The sequence below is a fragment of the Ottowia beijingensis genome, assembly GCF_042680925.1.
Taxonomy (GTDB): domain Bacteria; phylum Pseudomonadota; class Gammaproteobacteria; order Burkholderiales; family Burkholderiaceae_C; genus Ottowia; species Ottowia beijingensis.
The window spans coordinates 163,712-180,226 of the sequence record NZ_JBHUEP010000001.1; the positions used below are offsets into that span (position 1 = coordinate 163,712).

Consider the following 16,515-nt stretch of genomic DNA (forward strand, 5'->3'; position numbering starts at 1 on the left):
GATCTGCCATGAATCTCGCAGGGCGGCGGCGGGCGTCAGCGGCGGCGGCGCTGACGGTGGGCCGCGCTTCCCAGCATCAGCAAGGCCAGCAGCACCATCGACCATTCGTGCAGCGTGGGCACGGCGGCCACCGTGCCAGGGCCGCCGGGGCCGGGCGCCGCCAGCGGCAGGCCGACGGTGACCGGGTCGACGATGACGCCGTTGGCCGTGCGGTCGGCGTCGCCATCGGCGCCGTCGGTCAGGGTGAAGGTGACGGTGTTGCCATCGATGCGGGCCGGCAGCGTGTACCAGTGGTCGGCCGGGTTGGCGGCGGTCGGGCCCCATTTCCACAGCTGTGCGCCGGCGGGCAGCGCCTGCGGGTAGGTCAGCGTCATTGTCAGGCTGCCCTGCTGGCCGCAGTCCTGTGCCTGGAACGACAGCAGCGGGTAAGGCAGCTGCCAGCCCGCGGGCGCGGCGGCCGGGGCGCTGGCCAGCGTTGGCGTGGCGGCCAGGCGGCAGCTGGTGGCGCTCAGGGTGCCCGCGCCGCCGGCCAGGGGCAGGCTGAACTCGGTGGCGGGTGCGGCGCGCGCGGCGCCCAGGTTGAGGCCGATCAGCAAGGGGTTGTGATCGCTTGCTCGGTAGGCGTCGGCGGCATAGTAGCTGCTGACCTGATCGGCGGAGTTGTATTCGGTGTTGTAGTCCAGCACGGCCGGCTCCTCGGCGTTGATGTGCCACTTGGTCACGCCCGCGATCTGCCCGCTGGCCTGCAGTGCGTTGCTGGCGAAGATGTGGTCCAGCGAGCCCCACAGGCCGTCGAAAGAATACGAGTAGCCGCTCGACACCTTCTGGAAGCCGCCCGCCACCAGGTCCTTGATCGCTTTTTCCTGGCTGTAGGCGTTGAAGTCGCCCAGCAGCAGCACGTCGGGGTCGGGGTCGGCGTCGCCGGTGGGGTGGGTGCGCATCCAGGCCAGCAGTTGCGCGGCGGCCTTTTCGCGTGCCAGGTAGGCGTTGCCCTGGCCGTCGTCCTGGTCCATGCCCTGCTCCACGGTGGCGCTGCCCTTGGACTTGAAGTGGTTTACCACCACGGTGAACTTCTCGCCGCCGCGGTCGGGCGAGCCATCGACCCGGTTGGCCTGGAAGGTCTGCGCGATCGGCACCCGGTTGCCGTTCTGCGCCGGCGGGCCCCAGAAGGCGTCGTACTGGGCCAGGTTGGCGCGGTCCGGCACGGCGGCCGGCCCCACGGGCGTGAGCCTGTTGCGCTTGTAGAGGATGCCGCCGGTGATGGCATCGTTGCCGGCGGCGGCCACCGTGGTGCTGCCCGACTTGAACGGCCCGCTGACGAAGGCATAGACATCGGCGCCGGCCCTGGCGTTGAGCGCGTCGGTCAGCGACTGGATCGCGCTCTTGCCGTTGCTGGTGGTGCCCGTGGGCGTGGCAAAGCCGTTGTTCTGGATTTCCATCAGGCCCATCACGTCGGCGTCCAGCCCCAGCAGCTTGGCGACAAGCTTGTCCTCCTGGCGCTTGAACTCCGCGGCGTTGCTGGCGCCACGCCCGCCCATGGCGTTGCCCAGCGGCGTGTTGAAGTTGGCCGTGCCCAGCGTGGTGAAGTAGTTCAGCACGTTGACCGATGCCACCTTGATGCCCGCATCGCGTATGGCGGCAGGGATGTCATGGGCCACCGGGCGCGCATCGCCACTGAACATCGGCGGGGCGGTGGGCTGGATGCGGTAGCTGTTTTCGTGCAGGGCCAAGGTGCCCTTGCCATCGTCGAACTGATCGAGATAGCCGATGACCGCGTCGGTGCTGTCGCCCGCGCGCAGGGTGTTGCTGGCCCACAGCGGCTGGCCGTTGCGGCCCGGCAGCAAGCCGGGGTTCTGCCGGCTGCTGCCGTCGTCCAGCTGGATCTGGTTGAGCCTGGCCGCGTTCAGCCAGGCCAGGTTGCCCTGCGTGTCCGGCGCATTCAGCTCGGTGTATTGAGTCTGCAGGCCACCGCCGGCCAACGTCAGGCCGCCATAGCGGCCCAGGTTGTAGTTGTCGGTCACCACCAGCCTGCCGCTGGCCGCGACGACCTTGACCCGCATGCCCTCGTAGCGCTCCCAGACCGTGGGGTCGGGCACCGGCAGCTGGATCGTCACCGGCGCCGGCAGATTGCTGGCGCTGCCCTGATAGACGACGGTGTAGGTGTTGGGCGAGCCGAGCTGCGTCTGGCCGTTGTATTCGCCCGGGACGCCGTTGACCTGGTAGGTGGTGCCCAGCGGGCACGCGCCGCCGCTCATGAAGGCCGGCATGTTGGCGCCGTAAAAGACGAACAGACCCTCGGACGTGGCCGGGTCGTCGTCCATCTCGTCCGGCCGCGTCGCCTGCAACACGAAGCCGCTCAGGTTGGGCACGCAGGCGGTCACCATGCCCTGCACCGTCACGCGCTGGTTGGTGGGCAACGGCGTGGCGTTGCCGCTGCCCTGCACGCTGGAGATCTTGGTGAAGCCGGTGCTGGTGTCGTCGTTGCGGATGATGCCCCTGGCCGTGGCGGTGCCCAGCGTGCCGGGGGTGGGACTGCTCAGCGTGACGGTGAAGCCTTCGTCCGGTTCGGCCGTGGTGTCCCCGGCCACGGCGATGGTGAGCGTCTTGTTGGTTTCGCCAGCGGCGAAGCTCAGCGTGCCACTGGGCAGGGTACCGCCCTCGAAGTCGGCGCCATTGGCCGCGACGGTGCCGCTGCCGGTGACGGCATAGGCCACGGCGGCCGCCGCCGCGGTGTCGCCGCTGCGCGTGGCCGTGAAGGTGAGGGGCGTGCTGCCGGCGTTGCCTTCAGCCTTGTCGGCATCGAGCGCGGCGATGGAGAAGGTGGACCCGCTGGGCGCGGCCGCGGCCGCCAGCGAAAAGTCGTCGATGGCCAGGCCGTGGTCATTGCCGGTGTCGTTGCGCTCGATCCAGCGCAGCCACAGCGTCTGCTGGCTGCCCCAGTTCAGATTGCTCAGGGCGCCGCTGACCGGCACACGCCCTGCCGAGCTGCCATCCACTGCAGCGGCTGAGGGGCCAGTGACAGGCGATTCCCAGTGGAGCGCGGGCACGGCGGTCCATTGCGTCACCGTGGTAAAGCTGTCGCCCAGGCCGTATTCCAGCACCATCGTCTGCGCACTGGTGTTGCCGCCGTTGCGCCATTGCTCGCCGTTGAAGGCAAGGTCGAGCGCGTTGATGGTGCGGCCGCTGGTGTTGGTCAGGGCCAGCGCGATGTAGCCGGAGACGCTGCCTGAGCCGATGCCGCCCAGAGCACGGTCGGCATCGGTGCCAATGCCGAAACTGTAGAAGGCACCGTTGTTGGCAGAACCGCTGCCGGCACGGTAGGTGGTGACCTCGGCATTCGCCATGGTGAACAGGTACCACCCCTGCAGCGTGCTGCCGTTCGACCAGGGGTTGTTATTGCCTGACGTGGCAAGCGTGTCGAAATTCTGCGTGTACGTGCCGCCGCCGAACTGAATGGGCGCGGCCTGCGCCGATGCCGCCATGAGCAGGCCAGTCATCGCCAAGGCGCCGCCCGCGCGCCACCAACGGCGCGCAGAGATAGATGTGAACATGAGCCTCTCCTCGCCCCGCCTTCCTCAGCGGGCGAAAACACAAAAGGCTTACTTTCTTCCTGCGCCGTGAATTGGCCGTGTCAGCACCGGGTCGGTTCAATGACGATTTGCGTCGAAGTGTTCAGCCGCGCGCCAGCTTGAACACCGCCGTGCTGGCGCGCGCATTGGGCAGCCAGCGCACGGTGCGGCCGTCCTGCAGGCCGAAGGCGTCGAGCACCTTCAGGCCGTTCTTCTTCGCCAGCGCCTCGAAATCCCTGAAGGTGCCGACGCGGATGTTGGGCGTGTCGTACCACTGGTAGGGCAGGCGCCGCGTCACCGGCATGCGGCCACGCGCGATGCTCAGGCGGTTGGGCCAGTAGGCGAAGTTGGGGAAGGCTACGATGCCGATGCGGCCCACGCGCGCGGTTTCGCGCAGCATCACCTCGGCGTTGCGCAGGTGCTGCAGCGTGTCGATCTGCAGCACGACGTCGAAGCTCTGGTCCTGGAACGCCCTTAGCCCTTCATGCAGGTTGAGTTGCAGCACGTTCACGCCGCGCTGAACGCAGGCCAGCACGTTGGCGTCGTCTATCTCGATGCCGTAGCCGGTGCAGCGGCGCTGGCGCACCAGCTTCTCCAGCAGCGCGCCGTCGCCGCAGCCCAGATCGAGCACGTGCGCGCCTTCGGGCACGAGGCGGGCGATGGTGTCTTGCGTCAGGGCATCGCTCATCGCGCTTCTCCTGCAAAACTCTCGAAATAGGAGCGCACCACGCCCACGTAGCGCTCGTCTTCCAGCAGGAAGGCATCGTGCCCGTGGGGCGCGTCGATCTCGGCGTAGCTGACGTCGCGGCGGTTCTCGAGCAGCGCCTTGACGATCTCGCGCGAGCGCGCGGGCGAGAAACGCCAGTCGGTGGAGAAGCTGACCAGCAGGAACTTGCACGTGGCCCGCGCCAGCGCCTGCGTCAGGTCGCCGCCGAAGGCGCGCGCGGGGTCGAAGTAATCCAGCGCGCGGGTGATCAGCAGATAGGTGTTGGCGTCGAAGTATTCGCTGAACTTGTCGCCCTGGTAGCGCAGGTAGCTCTCTATCTGGAACTCGATGTCCTGCGTCGAATAACGATAGGCTGGCACGGGCGGCGCGTCGAGCGCCGACGGGCCGCCCCTAGGCGCGAGCGCCCCCTCCGGGGGCAGCGCACCATGCGAAGCAGGGAGCGTGGGGGGCCTTAATTCGCGGCCGAACTTGGCGTTCATCACGTCGTCGCTGAGATACGTGATGTGGCCGATCATGCGCGCGATGCGCAGGCCGCGCGCCGGCACCACGCCGTGCTGGTAGAAGTGGCCACCGTGAAAGTCCGGGTCGGTGACGATGGCGCGGCGCGCGACCTCGTTGAAGGCGATGTTCTCGGCCGACAGGTTGGGCGCGCTGGCCACCACCACGGCGTGGCGCACGCGCTCGGGGTATTGCAGCGTCCAGCTCAGCGCCTGCATGCCGCCCAGGCTGCCGCCCATCACGGCGGCCAGCTGCTGGATGCCCAGCGCATCGAGCAGGCGGGCCTGGGCGTTGACCCAGTCTTCCACGGTGACAACCGGGAAGTCGGCGCCATACACGCGCTCTGTGTCGGGGTTCACGTGCATCGGCCCGGTGGAGCCGAAGCAGCTGCCCAGGTTGTTGACACCGATGACAAAGAAGCGGTCCGTATCCACCGGCTTGCCGGGGCCGACCATGTTGTCCCACCAGCCTTCGCTGCGTGCCTGGCCTTCGTAGATGCCGGCCACGTGGTGCGAGGCGTTGAGCGCATGGCAGATCAGCACGGCGTTGCTGCGCTCGGCATTGAGCTGGCCGTAGGTTTCGTAGGTGAGGTCGTAGCCGCGGATCGACGCGCCGCTTTGCAGGGGCAGCGGCGCCTCGAAATGCAGGCTTTGCGGCGTGGCGATGAACGACATGGCAACAAAAAACCCGGTTCCGCCAAATCAGAAACCGGGTTGCACGCGTGTCTCGGATTTAGCGGTATTTGTTAAGCGCCCGCAAGCAGAGGCAAATCGGCGCTGAAAGGCCAGTATAGCGCCGCGCCTGCCTACGCCCCCACGCCCATGATGGCCAACACCCCCAGCACGGCAAAGATCAGCGCCGAGATCAGGTGCACCACACGGATGGGCACCTTCTTGACCAGCCTGTCGCCGAACCACACCACGGGTGCATTGGCGATCATCATGCCCAGCGTGGTGCCGGCCACCACCGCCGCCCACTGCTGGTATTGCGCTGCCAGCGCCACGGTGGCGATCTGGGTCTTGTCACCCATCTCGGCCAGGAAGAACGCGATCAGCGTGGTGCCGAACACGCCCCACTGGCTGGTGCCGGACGGCGTGTCGCCATCGTCGAGCTTGTCGGGAATCAGCATCCACACGGCCATGGCAATGAACGATGCACCCAGCACCCAGCGCAGCACATCGGGGCCCAGCACTGTGGTCACCCAGCTGCCGACGGCGCCGGCCAGCGCGTGATTGGCCAGCGTGGCGACGAAAATTCCCAACACTATCGGCCAGGGCTTGCGAAAGCGTGCCGCCAGCACCAGCGACAGCAATTGCGTCTTGTCACCCATTTCAGCCAAGGCGACGATGCCGGTCGAGATCAGGAAGGCTTCCATGAAGGCTGCGAATCAAGAATGATGGTCAAAATGCCCGTTTTCGCAAGCCTGTCATGCGCCAACAGCTATGGAAACAATAGTTGCCTGAAAGCCGATCGACGCCGCGCCGCACAGCCTGAAGGCCGCGGATTCTAGCCCCCACACAGAGGCCCAATCGTGCGCAAAGCCAGTATCCACGCGAATTCCGACAATATCAGTCAACTAATTTCCACATGCTTGACTTTCATGGTTCTGACGCATAATCGCGCGGGTGTGCCACAGAAAGTGGTACGCCATGTGCTTTTGCGGTGATCACAGTCAGTTGCCCCTTCTTGGCCGAGCCAAGGTTCGTGGAAGGCGTTTTGCGGACTCCATCGCTTTTTCTTTGTTATTGAGGAGTCCCGTTTAATGGGCAACAAACTTTATGTCGGCAACCTTCCGTACGGCGTACGCGATGCCGACCTGGCGCAAGCCTTCGCGCAGTTCGGTTCCGTGACCAGCGCCAAGGTGATGATGGAGCGCGACACCGGCCGCTCCAAGGGCTTCGGCTTTGTCGAAATGGGCACCGATGCCGAGGCGCAGGACGCCATCAACGGCATGAACGGCCAATCGCTTGGCGGCCGCAACGTGGTCGTCAACGAAGCCCGCCCGATGGAAGCTCGCCCCCCCCGCACCGGCGGTTTTGGTGGTGGCGGTGGTGGTTACGGCGGCGGCGGTGGCGGCGGCTACGGCGGCGGTCGCCGTGAAGGCGGCGGTGGCTACGGTGGTGGCGGCGGCGGTTACGGCGGCGGTGGCGGTGGTTACGGCGGTGGTCGTCGCGAAGGCAGCGGCGGCGGTGGCTACGGTGGCGGTCGCCGCGAAGGCGGTGGCGGCTACGAAGGCGGCGGCAACGACGGCAGCTTCCGCAGCCCTTACGGCGCCGGCCCGCGTGGCGGTGGCCGCCGTGAAGGCGGTTATGGCGGTGGTCGCCGTGAAGGCGGCTACGACGGCGGTCGCGACGACGAGTGATGTGACGACTCGGGCCGCGGCCCGGAGGACATCCACCAGAAAGGCTCCCTCGGGAGCCTTTTTTCATGGTCGCCGCCGACGCTCAGGATGAGGGGTGCTGCCGCGCCTTGCGCGGGCGGCCCGCCAGCAGCCGGTCGAACAGGGCGTTCGGCAGCACGCGCAACAGCCTGGCGACCACCGCCATCTGCCACGGAATCACGCGGTAGCTGACACCGCGCTCGATGGCCCGGTAAGCCCGGTCGGCGAACACCTCGGCCGGCATCAGGAACGGCATGGCATAGCGGTTCTGGCGTGTCAGCGGCGTGTCGATGTAGCCGGGCCCGATGATGACCACGCGCACGCCGCTGCCGCGCAGTTCGCCACGCAGGCTTTCGCAGTAGCTCACCACCCCCGCCTTGCTGGCGCAATAGGCGCCATGGCCCGGCAGCCCGCGGATGGCGGCCACGCTGGCGATGCCCACCAGCGTGCCGCTGCCGCGCCGGCGCATGGGCTCGACGAAGGGATGGAACGTCGCCGCCATGCCGGTGTTGTTGACGGCGAAGGTGCGCGCCATGACGTCGATGTCATCCCGCTCGGCCGTGTCCATGCCGACGCTGATGCCGGCGTTGGCGATCACCACGTCGGGCACGCCCTGCGCGGCGATGCAGGCCTGGCCGGCGGCCACGATGGCGTCGATGACGGCCACGTCGGCGCCGTACACCTGCCAGCGCCCGGCGGGCCAGCCCTGCGCGGTGGCCCAGGCGGTCAGCTCGGCCTGGCGCCGCGCCACCAGCGCCACGCGCCAGCCGGCCGCCACGTAACGCAGCGCCAGGGCCTGGCCGATGCCGCTGGAGGCGCCAGTGATGAAGGCCAGGGGCGCGGCAGCCATGGGCCGGCGTCAGCGCTGCGGCTGCAGCACGCCGCGCACGCGGCCCGTGAGCTCGGCCACGCCGCTGCGGTCGTCGTAGGAGAACACGTCGCCGGTGAACACGTCGGCGCCGCGGCGCAGCTCCACCGGCTGGTCCGAGCTCACGCGCTCCTCGTCGATGAAGGCGTGCAGGTACTCGCCCAGGAACTCCATGCGCGGCACCGCCGCCTGGCCGGGGCGTGCCACGGCGTCGCGCACCACGCGGGCATTGCCGTACAGCTGCACTTCCGAGCCATCGCCGTTGGAGACCGCGCGCTGCGCCGTGGCCACCGTCGGGTGGCCCTGCTCGTCGTACGAGCGGATGCGCGGCTGCTGCACCTCCAGCGTGTCGGTGGCCGGGTAATGGTGGCCTTCGGCACCGATGAGCTCGGACTTCAGGCGGCCCGAGGGATCAAAGCTGCGCACCGAGAAATCGCGCATGAAGTAATCGGGCTCCTTCGACACCACCTGCTCGGCATCCGCCGCCGCGAACTTGGGCGCGTTGCGCACCAGCCACCAGGTGCCGAGCGCGAACACCAGCATCAGCAAGGCCGGCAGCCAGGCCGACAACTGGTTCATGCCGTAGCGCCACAGGCGGGCCGGGTTCATGCCAGCACCTCGTCCAGCAGGCGCCGGTAATGCCCGCCCGCCACCAGCAGCAGGTCGCAGAATTCGCGGCCCGCGCCGGCGCCGGCCGCCGCTTGGGTGACGTGGTGCGCCACCGCCAGCACCTCGGGGTGGGCCTGCGGCGGCGCACAGGCGAAGGCGGCGCGCTGCATCACCGGCAGGTCGGGCCAGTCGTCGCCCATGGCGGCGGCCTGCGACCAGTCGAGGCCCAGCTCGGCCAGCAGGGCCTCGGCGGCGGGGCGCTTGTCCTCGGTGCCCAGGCGCAGGTGCTGCACGCCCAGCGCCTGCAGCCGCAGACGCAGCGGCGCCGAGTCGCGGCCCGAGATCACGCAGGGCACGATGCCGGCGCGCGCCAGCAGCTTGAGGCCGTGGCCGTCCAGCGTGTGAAAGCGCTTCAGCGTCTCGCCCTCGGCGCTGATGTACAGCCCGCCGTCGGTCAGCACGCCGTCGACGTCGAAAAAGGCCACGCGAATGCCCTGTGCGCGCAGCAGCAACTCGGGCGGATAGTGCAGTGCGGGCGACGCCATCAGATCACCTTGGCCCGCATCAGGTCGTTGCTGTTCAGCGCACCGGTCAGGCGCTCCTGGGCATCCAGCACCAGCAGCACGTTCACGCGGTGCTTTTCCATCGCCTCGGCGGCCTCGGCGGCCAGGGCATCGTCGCGGATGGCGCGCGGGTTGGCGTGCATCACGTCGCGGGCGGTCAGCGCGCGCAGGTCGCGCCCGGTCTCGACCAGGCGGCGCAGGTCGCCGTCGGTGAAGATGCCCAGCAGCGTGCCCTCCGCGTCTGCAATGGCCGAGGCGCCCAGGCCCTTGCGCGTCATCTCGCGCATCAGGTGGCTGAAGTCGGCCTCGGGCGGCACGCGCGGCACGTCGCCCCCGCTGCGCATGATGTCAGCCACGCGCGTGAGCAGGCGCCGGCCCAGCGCGCCGCCGGGGTGCGAGCGGGCGAAGTCCTCGGCCTTGAAGCCGCGCGCATCGAGCAGCGCCACGGCCAGCGCGTCGCCCAGCGCCAGTTGCGCGGTGGTGCTGGCGGTGGGCGCCAGGTTGAGCGGGCAGGCCTCCTTCTCGACGCCGCTGTCCAGCACCACGTCGGCGTGGCGCGCCAGGGTGGAGTCGGTGTGGCCGGTCATGGCCACCAGCGGCACGCCCAGGCGCTTGAACAGCGGCACGATGGCGATCAGCTCGTCGCTCTCGCCGCTGTTGGAAATCGCCAGCACCACGTCGGCGGCCTTGATCATGCCCAGGTCGCCATGGCTGGCCTCGGCCGGGTGCACGAACATGGCCGGCGTGCCGGTGGAAGCCAGCGTGGCGGCGATCTTGCGGCCCACGTGGCCGCTCTTGCCCATGCCCATGACGACCACGCGGCCGGTCACCTGAAGCATCAGCTCCACCGCCACCGCGAAGCCGTCGCCCAGCCGGCGCTTGAGACCCAGCACTGCGGCGGCTTCAATGTCCAGCGTGTCGTGGGCCAAGCGCAGCACCTGGGCGGGGTCGAAAGGCATGCGGGGCATTTTATCGGCAGGCATCGCAGAAAGACATTCAAGCAAAAAATGCCTGTAGCGCCCACCCATCAAGCGCCAACAGCTATGTTTTCAGGAGTATCATGGCAACCCGCCCGTTTTGCACACCACCCCATGACCGCCCTGGAGCTGACGCTGCTGTATCTGCTGGCCGCCGTCCTGGGCGTGGCCACGTGCCGCTGGCTCAAGCTGCCGGCCATCCTGGGCTATCTGGTGGCCGGCGTGCTGATGGAGCCGCACACGCTGGGCCTGGCCTTCGGGCAGGACGCCGAAAGCATCAAGTACCTGGCCGAGTTCGGCGTGGTGTTCCTGATGTTCGTGATCGGGCTGGAGTTCAACCTGCCCAAGCTGCGCGCCATGCGCCGGCACGTGTTCGGCCTGCGGCTGGCGCAGGTGGTGCTGACGATGGCGCTGGTCAGCGCCGGCGCCATCGCCATCAACTGGCTGATGGCCGACCGCTGGCACATCGGCTGGCAGACGGCGCTGGCGCTGTCGGGCGCCATGGCCATGAGCAGCACCGCCATCGTGGTGAAGATGATGGTGGACCGGCTGGAGCTGGATTCGGAACACGGCCAGCGCGTGATGGGCGTGCTGCTGCTGCAGGACCTGGCGGTGGTGCCGCTGCTGGTGCTGATTCCGGCGCTGGGTGCCGAGCCTGAGCGCCTGTTCACCGCGCTGCTGCTGGCGGGCCTGAAGGCGGCCGCCCTCATTTCGCTGCTGCTGTGGGGTGGCCAGCGCGTGATGCGCTGGTGGCTGACGGTGGTGGCGCGGCGCAAGAGCGAGGAGCTGTTCATGCTCAACCTGCTGCTGATGACGCTGGGCCTGGCCTGGCTGACCGAGCACGCGGGGCTGAGCCTAGCGCTGGGCGCCTTCATCTGCGGCGTGCTGATCTCGGAGACCGAATACCGGATTCAGGTGGAGGCGCAGATACGCCCCTTCCACGACGTGCTGCTGGGCCTGTTCTTCATCACCATCGGCATGCTGCTGGACTGGCGCCTGATCTGGCTGCAGTGGCCGCTGGTGCTGGCGCTGGTGACGGTGCCGGTGCTGTTCAAGCTGGGCCTGGTGGCGCTGCTGGCCCGGCTGCTGGGCGCCAGCAGCGGCGTGGCGCTGCGCACCGGGCTGTACCTGGCGCAGGCGGGCGAATTCGGCTTCGTGCTGCTCACGCTGAGCCGGCGCGAAGGCCTGCTGGCGCCCGAGCTGTTCAACCCCATCCTGGCGGCGATGGTGCTGTCGATGCTGGCCACGCCCTTCATCATCATGGGCAGCAACCGGCTGGTGATGCGGCTGGTGGCCAGCGAATGGCTGCAGCAGTCGCTGCAGATGACGCGCATCGCCAGCCAGTCGATCAACGCGCAGGGCCATGTGCTGATCTGCGGCTACGGGCGCAGCGGCCAGGCCATGGCGCGTGTGCTGGAGCAGGAAGGCATTCCTTACATGGCGCTCGACCTGGACCCCGACCGCGTGCGCCAGGCGCGCGCCGCCGGGCACGCCGTGGCGTTTGGCGACGCGGCCAAGCCGCAGGCGCTGATCGCCGCCGGCCTGAACCGCGCCAGCGCCGTGGTCATCACCACGCTGGACCTGCACGGCGTGATGCAGGTGCTGGGCAGCATCCGCGCGCAGGCGCCGCAGCTGCCGGTGATCGTGCGCACGCAGACCGACCGCGATCTCGACAAGCTGCGCGCCGCCGGCGCCACCGAGGTGGTGCCCGAATCGCACGAAGGCTCGCTGATGCTGGCCGGCCATGCGCTGGCCCTGGTGGGCGTGCCCATGCGGCGCGTGGTGCGCATCATGCGCGACCAGCGCGACCAGCGCTACCGGCTGCTGCGCGGCTGGTTCCACGGCGCCGACGACGCCAGCGTCGACGAATTGGCCGAGGAACGCCTGCAGGCCTTCACCCTGCCCGACGCCGTGGAAGGCCGCCGCCTGGCCGACGTGCTGGCGCCGCTGGAGGCGCTGCGCCCCATCAGCATGCGCAGCCACACCGGCGCGCCGCTGCCGATCGACCCCGACACCGTGCTGCAGGGCGGCGAGACGCTGGTGCTGTCGGGCACGGCCGAGCCGCTGGCGCGCGCGGCCAACGTGCTGGCGGCGTGAAGCGGCCCGGGCACGCCGCAACTGAAGGCACAATGGGCGCGCCATGACCGCTGTCTTCTCCGTCTCCGACTACCTGCGTGACCACATCCGCACCGTGCCCGACTGGCCGGCGCCCGGCGTGCAGTTCCGCGACATCACGCCGCTCTTGCAGAACCCGCGCGTGTTCCGCGTGCTGATCGACGCCTTCGTGCACCGCTACATGGCGCCCGAGCTGCGCCCCGACGTGGTGGCCGGGCTGGACGCGCGCGGCTTCATCCTAGGCAGCGTGGTGGCGTATGAGCTGAACGTGGGCTTCGTGCCGATCCGCAAGAAGGGCAAGCTGCCCTTCGACACCGTGGCCGAAACCTACGAGCTGGAATACGGCAGCGCCACGGTGGAACTGCACACCGACGCCGTGCAGGCCGGCCAGCGCGTGCTGCTGATCGACGACCTGATCGCCACCGGCGGCACCATGATGGCCGGCAAGAAGCTGCTGGAAAAGCTGGGCGCCACCGTGACCGAAGGCGCTGCCATCGTCGACCTGCCCGAGCTGGGCGGCTCGGCGCGCCTGCGCGAGGGCGGGCTGAAGCTGTTCACGCTGGTCGAGTTCGACGGGCATTGAGCGCGGTGCGTGCCGCGGTCTGGTGGCGCAGCGCCGGGCACCCCATCAGGCGATATCGATTTGACGACATTTTGAAATATCAATTCAATAGCTGCTGGCGCCTGCTGCTCGGGCGCTAAAGCCATTATTAATAGATCAAAAAATTCGGGAAGTCCCCCCCTGCCCCGGCAGCGTCGAACCCGCAGCCGCTCAGGTCACCGCCACCCGCAGCGTCGTGCTGGCCAGCCGGCGCACCACCACGGCGGCGCAGGCCATGGCCAGCTCCAGCGCAATCGCCGACTGGCGTGCCGACAGCTCCTGAAAGCGCGCGTACTTCAGCGCCCACAGCTGGCTGTCGCGCGTGGCCACCACCGTGGCGCTGCGCGGCTGGCCGCTGAAGAAGGCACCTTCGCCCACCACCGTGCCGGGCGCCAGCACGGCCAGTTTCATGCGGCCGCTCACGTCTTCCAGGTGCACGGTCAGCGTACCGGATTCGATGAAGAACAGCGTGCGGTCCTTGTCGCCCTGGCGGATCGGCACCTGCCCGGTGCGCACCGGGTAGGGCTGCAGGTAAGGCGCCAGGCAGGCCCACTGATCGCCATCGAGCCCGCAGGCCAGCGCGTCGTAGGCGCCGCCCTGGCGCGTGGCGTCGATCAGGCCGCGCAAGGCCGCGGCCGAGCCCAGTTCATACATGTCCATCACCACCCCCTGAAAACGCACCGTTTGTTGTGCGGCCAGTGTAGGCGCCGCCCCCGCCCGTGCGCCATACCCCGAACGCGGTAACCGGCGCTGGCGGCGCGGCGCCAGCGCCGCGGCATGGACGGCGCACCGGCCACGCCACACGGGGTGCGGCCGGCGCGCAAGCGCTCACTTGCCGATGCAGAAGCGGGCGAAGATCACGCCCAGCAGATCGTCGGCAGTGAATTCGCCGGTGATCTCGGCCAGCGCGTTCTGCGCCAGGCGCAGTTCCTCGGCCAGCAGGTCGAGCATCGGCGCCGGGCCTTCCAGGTGCGCACCAGCCGCCTGCAGATGGCCGGCGGCGCGGGCCAGCGCCTGCAGGTGGCGCTCGCGCGCGATGAACAGGCCATCGCCCGCGCCGGCCTGCCAGCCCACCACCTGCAGCAGGCGCGCGCGCAGCGCATCCAGCCCTTCGCCGGTGCGCGCCGACAGCGCGATGCCGCCGTCGGGCACGGCCGCGCAGGGCGCAGCGTCGCGCTTGTTCCAGAGGTGGATCACCGGTACCGAGGCGGGCAGCTTCTCGGCCATGGTGGCAGCGATGGCGGCGTCTTCCGTCGCGTACTCTGGTGTCTGCATGCGCGTCAGATCGTGCAGCAGCAGCACCGCGTCGGCGTCGGCGATGTGCGCCCAGGCGCGGGCGATGCCGATGCGCTCGACCTCGTCCTCGCTCTCGCGCAGGCCGGCGGTGTCGAGCACGCGCAGCGGCACGCCCTCGATCTGGATGGTCTGCTGCACCACGTCGCGCGTGGTGCCGGCAATGGGGGTGACGATGGCCAGCTCAGCCCCCGCCAGCGCGTTCAGCAGGCTGCTCTTGCCGGCGTTGGGCTGCCCGGCGATGACGACCTGGATGCCCTCGCGCAGCAGCGCGCCCTGGCGCGCGCGGGCCTGCACGCCCGCCAGCATTTGCTTCAGATTCGATAGCTGCCCGCGCACGTCGTGCGTGCTCAGCACGTCGATTTCCTCTTCAGGAAAATCCAGCGTCGCCTCGATCAGCATGCGCAGTTGGATCAGGCCATCGACCAGCGCATGGATCTGCTGCGAGAACGCGCCCGCCAGCGAGCGGCTGGCCGAGCGCGCGGCGCTTTCGGTGCTGGCGTCGATCAAGTCCATCACTGCCTCGGCCTGCGCCAGGTCGAGCTTGCCGTTGAGGAAGGCGCGTTCGGTGAACTCACCCGGCCGCGCCAGGCGCAGGTGCGGCAGGCGTTCGGCGCCGGTCGTGGGGTCAGTCTCCGCCGCCGCCTGCAGGCAGCGCTGCAGCAGCAACTGCAGCACCACCGGGCCACCGTGCGCCTGCAGCTCCAGCACGTCTTCGCCGGTGTACGAATGCGGCGCCGGAAAGTGGATGGCCAGGCCGTGGTCGATGGGGCTGCCGTCGGCCTCCCTGAACGGGCCGAAGGTGGCCACGCGCGGGGCCAGCGCGCGCCCGGTGAGCGCACGCGCCAGCGGCGCCACGTCGCGCCCCGACACGCGCACGATGCCCACGGCGCCGCGGCCGGGCGCTGTGGCGATGGCGACGATGGGGTCGGCGGTGGGGCTCAGCATGGCATGATTGTCCGCGACCCCACGCCGCGCCGCCGCCATGAGCCTGACCCTGTTCAAGAACGTCCATGTGCTCGACGTGCGCGCCGGGCGCTTGCTGGAAGACCACCAGGTGCTGGTGGAAGGCGACACGATCCGCGAGCTGTCCGACCGGCCGATCACCACGCAGAGCGCGCACGTCATCGACGGCGGTGGCCGCACGCTGATGCCGGGGCTGATCGACTGCCATGTGCACGTCACCTTCTCGGCCACCAACCTCGCCCTGCTGGCACAGACGCCCAACACCACGCTGGCGCTGCGCGCGCTGCCGATCCTGCGCGGCATGCTGCGGCGCGGCTTCACCACCGTGCGCGACGCGGGCGGCGCCGACTGGGCACTTAAGCAGGCCATCGAGGACGGCATGGACGGCACCGTGGTCGGCCCGCGCCTGTTCGTCAGCGGCCCGGCGCTCAGCCCGACGGGCGGACACGGCGACTTCCGCCCGCGCTCGGATCGGCTGCAGCCCATCGGCTGTGGTTGCCTGCGCCTGGCCAGCACGCGCGTGGTCGATGGCGTGGACGAAGTGCGCCGCACGGTGCGCGAGCTGCTGCAGATGGGCGCCGACCAGATCAAGATCATGTCGAGCGGCGGCGTGGCCTCGCCCACCGATCCGGTGAATGCGCTCGGCTATTCGCTGGACGAGACGCGCGCCATCGTCGACGAGGCTGCGGCGCGGCACACCATCGTGCTGGCGCACGCGTACACGCCCGAAGCGATCCGCCGCGCGGTGGAATGCGGCGTGCGCAGCATCGAGCACGGCAACCTGATCGACGCGCCCACCGCCGCGCTGATGGCCGAGCGCGGCGCGGTCGCCGTGCCCACGCTCATCACCTACGAGGCGCTGGCGCGCGACGGCGTGCGGCTGGGCCTGGGTGCCGAGAGCGTGGCCAAGGTCGAGCAGGTGCGCGCGGCGGGATTGCGATCACTGGAAATTTTCAAGATCGCCGGTGTGAAGCTGGCCTTCGGCACCGACCTGCTGGGTGGCTCGCACGATTTGCAGAGCGAGGAGTTCCTGATCCGCGCGCAGGTGCAGTCCAACCTGGACGTGCTGCAAAGCGCCACGCTCATCGGCGCCGAGCTACTGGGCCAGAGCGGCCGGCTGGGCGAGATCGTGCCGGGTGCGCTGGCCGACCTGCTGCTGGTCGACGGCAATCCGCTGGACGACCTGACCTGCCTGACCGGCCAGGGCGAGCGCATCGCGCTGGTGATGCAGGGCGGGCTGGTGCGGTTCAACGAGCTGCCCACATAAGAAAACCCCGGCGCCCATGCGACCGGGGTTTCACACAAATAAATGGCTCTAGCGCCCGCCTGTAAAGCGCTGGCAGCTATCA

14 protein-coding genes are annotated in these 16,515 nt (G+C 69.2%); 4 read left to right on the top strand and 10 right to left on the bottom strand.

The window, feature by feature from the left end:
* Positions 1-35 precede the first annotated feature (35 nt).
* The 4 genes from ACFSCU_RS00790 to ACFSCU_RS00805 form a co-directional block, all read right to left on the bottom strand.
* A complete protein-coding gene (locus ACFSCU_RS00790) occupies positions 36-3,551 on the bottom strand; it encodes an ExeM/NucH family extracellular endonuclease (protein WP_377559535.1) in 3,516 nt (1,171 codons plus the stop codon).
* A gap of 121 nt (positions 3,552-3,672) precedes the next feature.
* Positions 3,673-4,257: a methionine biosynthesis protein MetW gene (gene metW / locus ACFSCU_RS00795; RefSeq protein ID WP_180550419.1), complete on the bottom strand. Its 585-nt coding sequence runs from the start codon at positions 4,255-4,257 to the stop codon at positions 3,673-3,675.
* Positions 4,254-5,468 (bottom strand): homoserine O-acetyltransferase MetX, encoded by a 1,215-nt coding sequence (gene metX / locus ACFSCU_RS00800; protein WP_377559537.1) that lies wholly within the window; start codon positions 5,466-5,468, stop codon positions 4,254-4,256. Before metX ends, metW begins: the two co-directional genes overlap by 4 nt.
* 131 nt (positions 5,469-5,599) lie before the next feature.
* A complete protein-coding gene (locus ACFSCU_RS00805; RefSeq protein ID WP_180550418.1) occupies positions 5,600-6,169 on the bottom strand; it encodes a TMEM165/GDT1 family protein in 570 nt (189 codons plus the stop codon).
* A 387-nt stretch (positions 6,170-6,556) separates the two neighbouring features.
* Here ACFSCU_RS00805 and ACFSCU_RS00810 point away from each other — a divergent pair, with 387 nt between their 5' ends.
* On the top strand, positions 6,557-7,156 hold the full coding sequence (locus ACFSCU_RS00810) for an RNA recognition motif domain-containing protein (protein ID WP_377559538.1): 600 nt from the start codon (positions 6,557-6,559) through the stop codon (positions 7,154-7,156).
* Between the two features lie 82 nt (positions 7,157-7,238).
* On the opposite strand, the gene ACFSCU_RS00815 is transcribed toward ACFSCU_RS00810, so the two are convergent.
* Genes ACFSCU_RS00815 through ACFSCU_RS00830 form a run of 4 tightly spaced genes read right to left on the bottom strand, consistent with a single transcriptional unit; the run spans position 7,239 to position 10,173 of the window.
* Positions 7,239-8,024: an SDR family oxidoreductase gene (locus ACFSCU_RS00815; protein WP_377559539.1), complete on the bottom strand. Its 786-nt coding sequence runs from the start codon at positions 8,022-8,024 to the stop codon at positions 7,239-7,241.
* Positions 8,025-8,033: 9 nt separating this feature from the next.
* Complete coding sequence (gene lptC, locus ACFSCU_RS00820; RefSeq protein ID WP_180550416.1) at positions 8,034-8,651, bottom strand: LPS export ABC transporter periplasmic protein LptC; 618 nt, start codon at positions 8,649-8,651, stop codon at positions 8,034-8,036.
* A complete protein-coding gene (locus ACFSCU_RS00825; RefSeq protein WP_180550415.1) occupies positions 8,648-9,196 on the bottom strand; it encodes a KdsC family phosphatase in 549 nt (182 codons plus the stop codon). The genes lptC and ACFSCU_RS00825 overlap by 4 nt, the downstream gene beginning before the upstream one ends.
* Positions 9,196-10,173: a KpsF/GutQ family sugar-phosphate isomerase gene (locus ACFSCU_RS00830; RefSeq protein ID WP_180550414.1), complete on the bottom strand. Its 978-nt coding sequence runs from the start codon at positions 10,171-10,173 to the stop codon at positions 9,196-9,198. The genes ACFSCU_RS00825 and ACFSCU_RS00830 overlap by 1 nt, the downstream gene beginning before the upstream one ends.
* A 132-nt stretch (positions 10,174-10,305) precedes the next feature.
* Here ACFSCU_RS00830 and ACFSCU_RS00835 point away from each other — a divergent pair, with 132 nt between their 5' ends.
* Positions 10,306-12,288 carry a cation:proton antiporter gene (locus tag ACFSCU_RS00835; protein ID WP_377559541.1) on the top strand — a complete coding sequence of 661 codons (1,983 nt, stop codon included), beginning with the start codon at positions 10,306-10,308 and terminating at the stop codon, positions 12,286-12,288.
* Positions 12,289-12,331: 43 nt separating this feature from the next.
* Positions 12,332-12,889, top strand: coding sequence for an adenine phosphoribosyltransferase (locus tag ACFSCU_RS00840; RefSeq protein WP_180550413.1), 558 nt, complete (start codon positions 12,332-12,334; stop codon positions 12,887-12,889).
* A gap of 189 nt (positions 12,890-13,078) precedes the next feature.
* Here ACFSCU_RS00840 and ACFSCU_RS00845 read toward each other — a convergent pair whose 3' ends face one another.
* Complete coding sequence (locus tag ACFSCU_RS00845; protein WP_180550412.1) at positions 13,079-13,567, bottom strand: cyclic nucleotide-binding domain-containing protein; 489 nt, start codon at positions 13,565-13,567, stop codon at positions 13,079-13,081.
* 168 nt (positions 13,568-13,735) lie between these two features.
* A complete protein-coding gene (mnmE, locus tag ACFSCU_RS00850; RefSeq protein ID WP_377559543.1) occupies positions 13,736-15,148 on the bottom strand; it encodes a tRNA uridine-5-carboxymethylaminomethyl(34) synthesis GTPase MnmE in 1,413 nt (470 codons plus the stop codon).
* Positions 15,149-15,185: 37 nt separating this feature from the next.
* On the opposite strand from mnmE, the gene ACFSCU_RS00855 reads away from it, so the two are divergent.
* Entirely contained in the window at positions 15,186-16,433 is a 1,248-nt protein-coding gene (locus tag ACFSCU_RS00855; protein WP_180550411.1) for a metal-dependent hydrolase family protein, read from the top strand.
* Positions 16,434-16,515 lie beyond the last annotated feature (82 nt).

What these genes read in the sequence shown, in the direction of transcription:
- ACFSCU_RS00790 (WP_377559535.1), bottom strand. Translation starts at nt 3,551, where the DNA reads ATGTTCACATCTATCTCTGCGCGCCGTTGGTGGCGCGCGGGCGGCGCC.
- metW (WP_180550419.1), bottom strand. Translation starts at nt 4,257, where the DNA reads ATGAGCGATGCCCTGACGCAAGACACCATCGCCCGCCTCGTGCCCGAA.
- metX (WP_377559537.1), bottom strand. Translation starts at nt 5,468, where the DNA reads ATGTCGTTCATCGCCACGCCGCAAAGCCTGCATTTCGAGGCGCCGCTG.
- ACFSCU_RS00805 (WP_180550418.1), bottom strand. Translation starts at nt 6,169, where the DNA reads ATGGAAGCCTTCCTGATCTCGACCGGCATCGTCGCCTTGGCTGAAATG.
- ACFSCU_RS00810 (WP_377559538.1), top strand. Translation starts at nt 6,557, where the DNA reads ATGGGCAACAAACTTTATGTCGGCAACCTTCCGTACGGCGTACGCGAT.
- ACFSCU_RS00815 (WP_377559539.1), bottom strand. Translation starts at nt 8,024, where the DNA reads ATGGCTGCCGCGCCCCTGGCCTTCATCACTGGCGCCTCCAGCGGCATC.
- lptC (WP_180550416.1), bottom strand. Translation starts at nt 8,651, where the DNA reads ATGAACCCGGCCCGCCTGTGGCGCTACGGCATGAACCAGTTGTCGGCC.
- ACFSCU_RS00825 (WP_180550415.1), bottom strand. Translation starts at nt 9,196, where the DNA reads ATGGCGTCGCCCGCACTGCACTATCCGCCCGAGTTGCTGCTGCGCGCA.
- ACFSCU_RS00830 (WP_180550414.1), bottom strand. Translation starts at nt 10,173, where the DNA reads ATGCCTTTCGACCCCGCCCAGGTGCTGCGCTTGGCCCACGACACGCTG.
- ACFSCU_RS00835 (WP_377559541.1), top strand. Translation starts at nt 10,306, where the DNA reads ATGACCGCCCTGGAGCTGACGCTGCTGTATCTGCTGGCCGCCGTCCTG.
- ACFSCU_RS00840 (WP_180550413.1), top strand. Translation starts at nt 12,332, where the DNA reads ATGACCGCTGTCTTCTCCGTCTCCGACTACCTGCGTGACCACATCCGC.
- ACFSCU_RS00845 (WP_180550412.1), bottom strand. Translation starts at nt 13,567, where the DNA reads ATGGACATGTATGAACTGGGCTCGGCCGCGGCCTTGCGCGGCCTGATC.
- mnmE (WP_377559543.1), bottom strand. Translation starts at nt 15,148, where the DNA reads ATGCTGAGCCCCACCGCCGACCCCATCGTCGCCATCGCCACAGCGCCC.
- ACFSCU_RS00855 (WP_180550411.1), top strand. Translation starts at nt 15,186, where the DNA reads ATGAGCCTGACCCTGTTCAAGAACGTCCATGTGCTCGACGTGCGCGCC.